Origin of the sequence: Dankookia sp. GCM10030260 (genome assembly GCF_042666655.1) — a bacterium.
Lineage (GTDB): Bacteria > Pseudomonadota > Alphaproteobacteria > Acetobacterales > Acetobacteraceae > Paracraurococcus.
This window is the reverse complement of the sequence record NZ_JBHTDE010000057.1, coordinates 1-4,199: the sequence shown is the minus strand read 5'-3', so window position 1 is coordinate 4,199 and position 4,199 is coordinate 1. Positions and strand designations below refer to the sequence as shown.

Below are 4,199 nucleotides of genomic sequence, written 5' to 3'. Positions count from 1 at the left end.
ATCGCGGCTTGAACAAGCCGGAGCATGGGTGGTTGATCTGCCTGGCCTGCCATGCCGAGCTGACCTACGGCGGCTACCTCGTCCGCTTCCTGCGGATGCCCGAGTTCCGCGCCTTCCAGGGCGCCGTCTTCGAGCACCGCCGCCGGGAGCGGGCCCGCACCGGCGACACGCCGGACTAGCCGCCATTCTCTGTCCTCCCGACTGGAGGGCACGCAAAAGCCCCATGACCTCAGACCGAGGTCATGGGGCTTTTCGCGTTTCCGGCACCTGATGTGGAATGACACTGGCCCCACCGCTTTAAGCATTTCATGACAACGAATGATGAACTACTCCATCTCCACCAACCGGCCGTGTCCCGGTTTGCAAAGGAAGGGCGCGCGGGGTAAGGCGCGGCAGGTGGTGCGGCGCCGTGGACCCTCGTAACCCGACCATCGGGAAGACCAAGCGCTTCCGTCCGGGCCTCCGCGCTCACCTGATCGCCCTTGTCCTCGCCGTGCTGCTGCCGGCCCTAGCGGTCGCAGCTGGCGCCGCTTGGCACTTGGCGGACAGCTATCGACGCGCCTTCGAGGCAAGGCTCCAGGACACCGCCCGCGCCATGGCGCTCTTCCTCGACAGCGAAGTTCAAACTTATCTTGCAACGGTCGTCGCGCTTGCCTCCTCGCCGCTGCTCGAGCGCGACGACCTTCCGACTTTCGACGCCTGGGCACGGAGCGTCGGACAGTCGGTGGGCAGCTGGGTTGTGCTGAACGATGCCGCCCCGGGGCACCGCCAGCTCCTGAACACGGCCCTGCCGGAGGGTGAGCCATTGCCGCCGCCCTCCCCGCCAGGTGAAGGGGCGTGGGATGTCATCCGACGCGCCGCCGAAACCGGGCGGCCCGCGGTTTCGGACTTCTTCGTCGGGCGCGGGACGCAGCGCCCCATCGTCGCGGTTGCAGCTCCTGCGCTGCAGGTGGGGCGCGTCACGCGGGTCGTGGTTCTGGTCATCGACCCTGGCCGCCTGTCAGCCCGCCTGACCGCCATGGGCCCCTCCGGCGGGGCATTCGTCTCGGTCGCTGACGGTCGAGGCCAAATCGTAGCGCGCTCGCGCGACCACGAGCGCTTTGCCGGGACCATACCGCCGAGCCGGAGTGTCCCGGAAGCCGAGCGCGCGCGCGGCGTATTCTGGAGTCAGTCTGTCTACGGCAAGCCAGCATTGTATTCGGCCCAGCCACTCCATACCGCACCCGGCTGGAGCGTGGTGGTGGCAGAGCCCTACGCGCGCTACCGAGCAAACTGGATTGGTCCACTGGCCGTTCTCGCCACGGGCGCGGCTGTGGTGATGGCGCTTGCCTTAGCCGTCGCCGCTGGTCTCGCGCGCCGCATCCTGCGCCCGGTGGCAGCGCTGGTCCGCCGGGCCGAGGCGATCGCTGCGGACGAGCCCGGGCGAGGCACGCCACCACCTGACGTGCCACCGGCCGGGGTGGCCGAGTTCGAGGCGCTGCGCCTGGCCAGCGAACAAGCCGAGCACTCCCTTGCCGCACGCGAAGCCGAATTCCGCGCCATCTTCGACACCGCGGCGGCGGGTGTCGCCGAGGTGGATGCGCAGACCCAGCTCTATCTGCGGGCCAACCGCCGCTTCTGCGCAATCGTCGGCCGTGCTGAGACAGAACTGGTTGGGCGGCTCGGCCCGGACGATATTTGCCATCCTGCAGATCGCGGCAAACCCGCTGCCTTTCTCGCCATCACCCAAGGAGGTGAAGTCGAGGAGGAGTACCGCCTTCTTCGTCCCGACGGCGCCGTGGTTTGGGTGCAAGCGAACGCCGCCATCTCCGCCCGCGACCCGCAAGGCCGCACGCTGCGGGCTGTCAGCATAGTGCAGGATGTGACCGAGCGTCGGCGCGCCGAGGAGGTGCGGGAACTGCTGACGCGCGAGGTCGACCATCGTGCCAAAAACGCGCTAGCGGTGGTCCAGGCGGCGCTGCGGCTGACCCCGAAGGACGATGCAGCGTCATACGCTGCCGCAGTGGAAGGTCGGGTGGCGGCGCTGGCGCGTGCCCACACTTTGCTAGCCGAGGCGCGGTGGTCGGGCGCCGACCTCCGCGCCCTGGCACAGGCCGAGATGGGCGTCTTCCTGCTTGGTGCCACACTGGACGGACCGGCAGTAACCCTCTTGCCCGCAGCAGCGCAGGCGCTTTCGATGGCGCTGCATGAGCTGGCCACCAACGCGACCAAGCATGGAGCCCTATCGGTTCTCGGTGGGCGAGTGAAGCTAGCTTGGTCCCTGGACGCGGCGGACGGCCTGCTCCGGCTACGCTGGTCTGAACTCGACGGACCACCCATCCAGGCCCCACCTTCGCGGCGCGGCTTCGGCTCGCGGGTTATCGAGGCGACAATTCGCAACCAGCTTGGCGGATCGGTCACGAAGTCATGGCGCCCGACAGGCCTGGTCTGCGAGCTCAACGTGCCACTGGCGCGAGCCGTGGCAAATGGAGACGGTCTCAGCACGTCTGATGTCACGGCCAGAACTGAACGTCATGGCTGGCCTCTGATACCTGCCGGCATGCCCGCGAAGCCGGCCGTCGACGGGGGCCATGCGTAGACATGCTTACCCTTGGCCGAGGCTGATGGGCCATGCGCAAAACAACGCCGGCTTTTGACGCCTGAGCCAAAAACGCTCTGACGCCGTTGGCGCCCCCGGTCTGTCAATCGGCGTGGAATAGGGGCTCTGGCGCAGATTTCGTGCCGGTCATGCTGACGATACCGGCGCGACGAGCCGGGCCCGCAGTAGGTCGAGCTTGCCGCGGCCATACATCTGTCGCCTGACCAGCTTGAGCTTGGTGATGCTGCCCTCGGTAACGCCGTTCGATCACGCCTCGGTCAGCGCCGCGCGAACGGCGGCCTGGTCGTCAGCGATGCCACGACCGAAGGAGGCGATCAGGCTGGCCTTGGCGTCCATGATCCAGGCGGACAACGCCTCCGGAGTTCCGCTCCGCAGCATGCGATGGAAGCGCTCCATCAGATCGCGCGCGGTAGCCAGGGTGGGCATGTCGCCCTCGATGGCCGCCACCATCACCGCCTCGGCCCGCGCCAGGTTCTCGCGCGCGGCCAGCATGGCCAGTGCGATGATCCTGGTCGGCAGTACCCGGCCAGCTGCGTCGCCATTAGGCTCCTCGCTGCGCCGACGCCGTGTAGCCCACTCCGTGACGATCCGCAGGCAGCCGCCGAAGCCCTCGGCGCGCGGGCGGCGCCAGAGTTCAGCGGCGTTGCGACAGCCGCCGTCCGACATCATCCCCAGTCGCGGCAGCCAGGGATCAAGGCTGCTGGTCCGGCTGCGGAATACCTCGTCCTCGGCCTGCCGGAGCATGGGCCGTACCGTACCAGCTTGCGGCTGCGGCCGGTGCGGCGGACGATCTCCTTGATCGGGGTGCCGGTGCCAGTCATGGCGCGGATGGCGTCGTTCGCCTCTCGGCTCCGCAAGTAGCTCTCGTACTGCACGCGTTCGGCCGCGCTCAGCAGGTCCGGGTTGACCGCTCCACTGTTGAGGGCACGGCGGATGTTTTCCTAAGTCAGCGCGCACGGCGTCCAGGAAAGCCGCGCTGGCATTCTCCATCAGGTGCCAGCGGTCCGCGACCTGGATCGCCTCGGGCACGGCCTGCCTGACCGCACCGGCGAAGCCGCCCGCGCGGTCGCGGTGACAACCTCGGCCTCGGGATGAGCCCGCAACCACGCCGTCACGGTCGCCTGATTGCGGTCGGGCAGCAACTCGACGATGCTGTGCCGCTCGAGGCCGCAGATGATGGTGCCGTAGCGCTGGCGACGCTGCCATGCCCATTCGTCGATCCCGACGACCCGGACCGGGCCAGCCTTGCCCGGCGCCAGCCGCCGCACGACCCGCAGCAGCGTATCCCTGCTGACCGGCAGCATGAGGCGTCGGGCGAGGCCTGCGCCGGGGCGGCCGCCGACCGCCACACCGAGCTGCTGGACCAAGCCGTCCAGGCGCGAGGTACGCTGCCCGGATCGCCGGGCAATCTCCGCCGGTAGCGGCTCGGCGAAGGTCCACTGCGGGCACTCGGCCGTGCTGCAGCGGAAGCGGCGTACCCATCCGGCCAAGGCCGCGGTTGGTGCGGGCCGGGGTTTTGGCGACGCTCACCGCTTCTGATCGAGGCTGAGTTCCTTGAGGCTTTCGATGCCGCGGTCGGTGAACCCGAGCGTGACACGGT

Annotated in this window: 3 protein-coding genes; 1 reads left to right on the top strand and 2 read right to left on the bottom strand. The window is 68.7% G+C overall.

Going from position 1 to position 4,199, the window contains the following annotated elements; translation table 11 throughout:
• Positions 1-409: 409 nt before the first annotated feature.
• Positions 410-2,578, top strand: a complete 2,169-nt coding sequence (locus tag ACFQS7_RS30640) for an HWE histidine kinase domain-containing protein (RefSeq protein ID WP_380070933.1) — start codon at positions 410-412, stop codon at positions 2,576-2,578.
• Positions 2,579-2,845: 267 nt separating this feature from the next.
• Here ACFQS7_RS30640 and ACFQS7_RS30635 read toward each other — a convergent pair whose 3' ends face one another.
• Complete coding sequence (locus tag ACFQS7_RS30635) at positions 2,846-3,343, bottom strand: hypothetical protein (protein WP_380070932.1); 498 nt, start codon at positions 3,341-3,343, stop codon at positions 2,846-2,848.
• 245 nt (positions 3,344-3,588) lie between these two features.
• Positions 3,589-3,966 (bottom strand): transposase, encoded by a 378-nt coding sequence (locus ACFQS7_RS30630; protein ID WP_380070931.1) that lies wholly within the window; start codon positions 3,964-3,966, stop codon positions 3,589-3,591.
• Positions 3,967-4,199 lie beyond the last annotated feature (233 nt).